Here is a 2,303-nt window from a genome sequence, read left to right on the forward strand (position 1 = left end):
GTCTCTTATGTGGATGGTAGCCAGTCAAGTCAGAAAACCGAAAACCTGACACCAGACCAGGTTAGCCAAAAAGAAGGAATTCAGGCCGAGCAAATTGTTATCAAAATTACAGATCAGGGCTATGTGACGTCACACGGTGATCACTATCATTACTATAATGGGAAAGTTCCTTATGATGCTCTCTTTAGTGAAGAACTCTTGATGAAGGATCCAAACTACCAACTTAAGGATGGAGATATTGTCAATGAAATCAAGGGGGGGTATATCATCAAGGTAGATGGAAAATATTATGTCTACCTAAAAGATGCATCTCATGCTGATAATGTTCGAACAAAAGATGAAATCAACCGTCAAAAACAAGAACATGTCAAAGATAATGAGAAGGTCAGCGCTGATGTTGCTGTAGCAAGATCTCAGGGACGCTATACGACAGATGATGGCTATGTCTTTAATCCAGCTGATATTATCGAAGATACGGGAGATGCTTATATCGTTCCTCACGGAGGTCACTACCACTATATTCCAAAAAGTGATTTGTCTGCTAGTGAGTTAGCTGCTGCTAAAGCTCATTTAGCTGGCAAAAATACGCAACCGAGTCAGCTAAGCTATTCTTCAACAGCTAGTGACAATACCAATCAAGCTATAGAGAAAGAATCAACTAGCAAGCCAGAAAGCAAAGTTGAAAATCTCCAAAGTCTATTGAAAGAACTCTATGATTTACCTAGCGACCAACGTTACAGTGAATCAGATGGTTTAGTCTTTGACCCTGCTAAGATTGTCAGTCGTACACCAAATGGAGTTGCGATTCCGCATGGCGACCATTATCACTTTATTCCTTACAGCAAGCTCTCTCCTTTAGAAGAAAAGATTGCTAGAATGGTGCCTATCGGTGGTACTGGTTCTATGATTTCTACAAATGAAAAACCTAATGAAGTAGCGTCTAGTCTAGGAAGTCTTCCAAGTAATCCATCTATATTGAATAATGCTTCTTCAACGTTAAATAAGGAAATTTCTTCAACATCTGATGGTTATATCTTTAATCCTAAAGATATTGTCGAAGAAACAGCTACAGCTTATATTGTCAGACATGGTGATCATTTCCATTACATTCCTAAGTCGAATCAAATTGGACAACCGACTCTTCCAAACAATGGTCTAGCAACACCTTCTCCATCTCTTCCAATCAATCCAGGAATTTCACATGAGGAACATGAAGAAGATGGACACGGCTTTGATGCCAATCGTATTATTGCTGAAGATGAAGCAGGATTTATCATGAGTCACGGCGACCACAATCATTACTTCTTCAAGAAAGATTTGACAGCAGACCAAATTAAGGTCGCGCAGGATCACTTGAAAGGTGCAAATACAGTAACACCAAGTCCAGCTCAGGATGATAAGCACGATGGTGATGATCATGGACATCATCATGGTGAAGAACACGATCATGGTTTTGATGCCAATCGTGTCATCAGTGAGGATGAGCAAGGATTTGTCATGAGTCATGGAGACCACAATCATTACTTCTTCAAGAAAGATTTGACAGCTGAACAAATTAAGGCAGCTCAGGATCATTTGAAAACACATCATGATGCAGAGCCTGTAAAACCTCTTGCTAAAACGGTAGAGTCTTTCTCAAGAGATGCTAGCGATGAAGAAAAAATTGCTTATATTTCTAAGACCTACGGCGTTCCACTTGAAGCTATTAGAATTTCAAACGGATTCTTTGTCTTTGGAAATCCAGACCAAGCCTACGATCCGACTCATATCCATCCCTACGCTGTTCGTAAGGAACACGTTCGGATTCCTCTTCAAACTGGGAATCCAGAACTTGATTTCCTAAATGAACTCTATACCACTGCTTTGCGAGATGGTGTGTCTCCTTATAGTTTACAGGTAGAAAATGGTAGTTTTGTGATTCCTCATGGCGACCATAATCACTACATCAAGGTTCAAACTAAAGGCTATGAAGTGGCTTTGAAAAACAAGATTCCAGCCCTACAACCCAACTATCAACCTGGAGCTTTTGATGAGAAGGAAGTTTTGGCAAAAGTAGACCAACTTCTAGCTGAAAGCAGAAACATCTATAAAGACAAGCCTATCGAACAAAGACAGATTGAGTTAGCCTTAGGTCAGTTTATTGAGAACATGAAGAAACTGGCAACTAACTCTACAGCAGGTTATCTTGCAACACTGGATCTCTTTGATAAGCAATATATCCATATTGATGAAAGTGTCAAACCTGTTGAAACAAGCGCTCTAGATAAGAAATATCAGGCCTTGATTGATAAAATCAATACACT

The 2,303-nt window shown here is 39.7% G+C and carries 1 protein-coding gene; it reads left to right on the forward strand.

The annotated features are described in order from the left end of the window. A partial coding sequence (locus tag QZ359_RS04710) for a pneumococcal-type histidine triad protein (RefSeq protein ID WP_293963365.1) occupies window positions 1-2,303 on the forward strand: 2,303 nt, incomplete at both ends.

Source organism: Streptococcus sp. (genome assembly GCF_019414905.1).
Taxonomy (GTDB): Bacteria; Bacillota; Bacilli; order Lactobacillales; family Streptococcaceae; genus Streptococcus.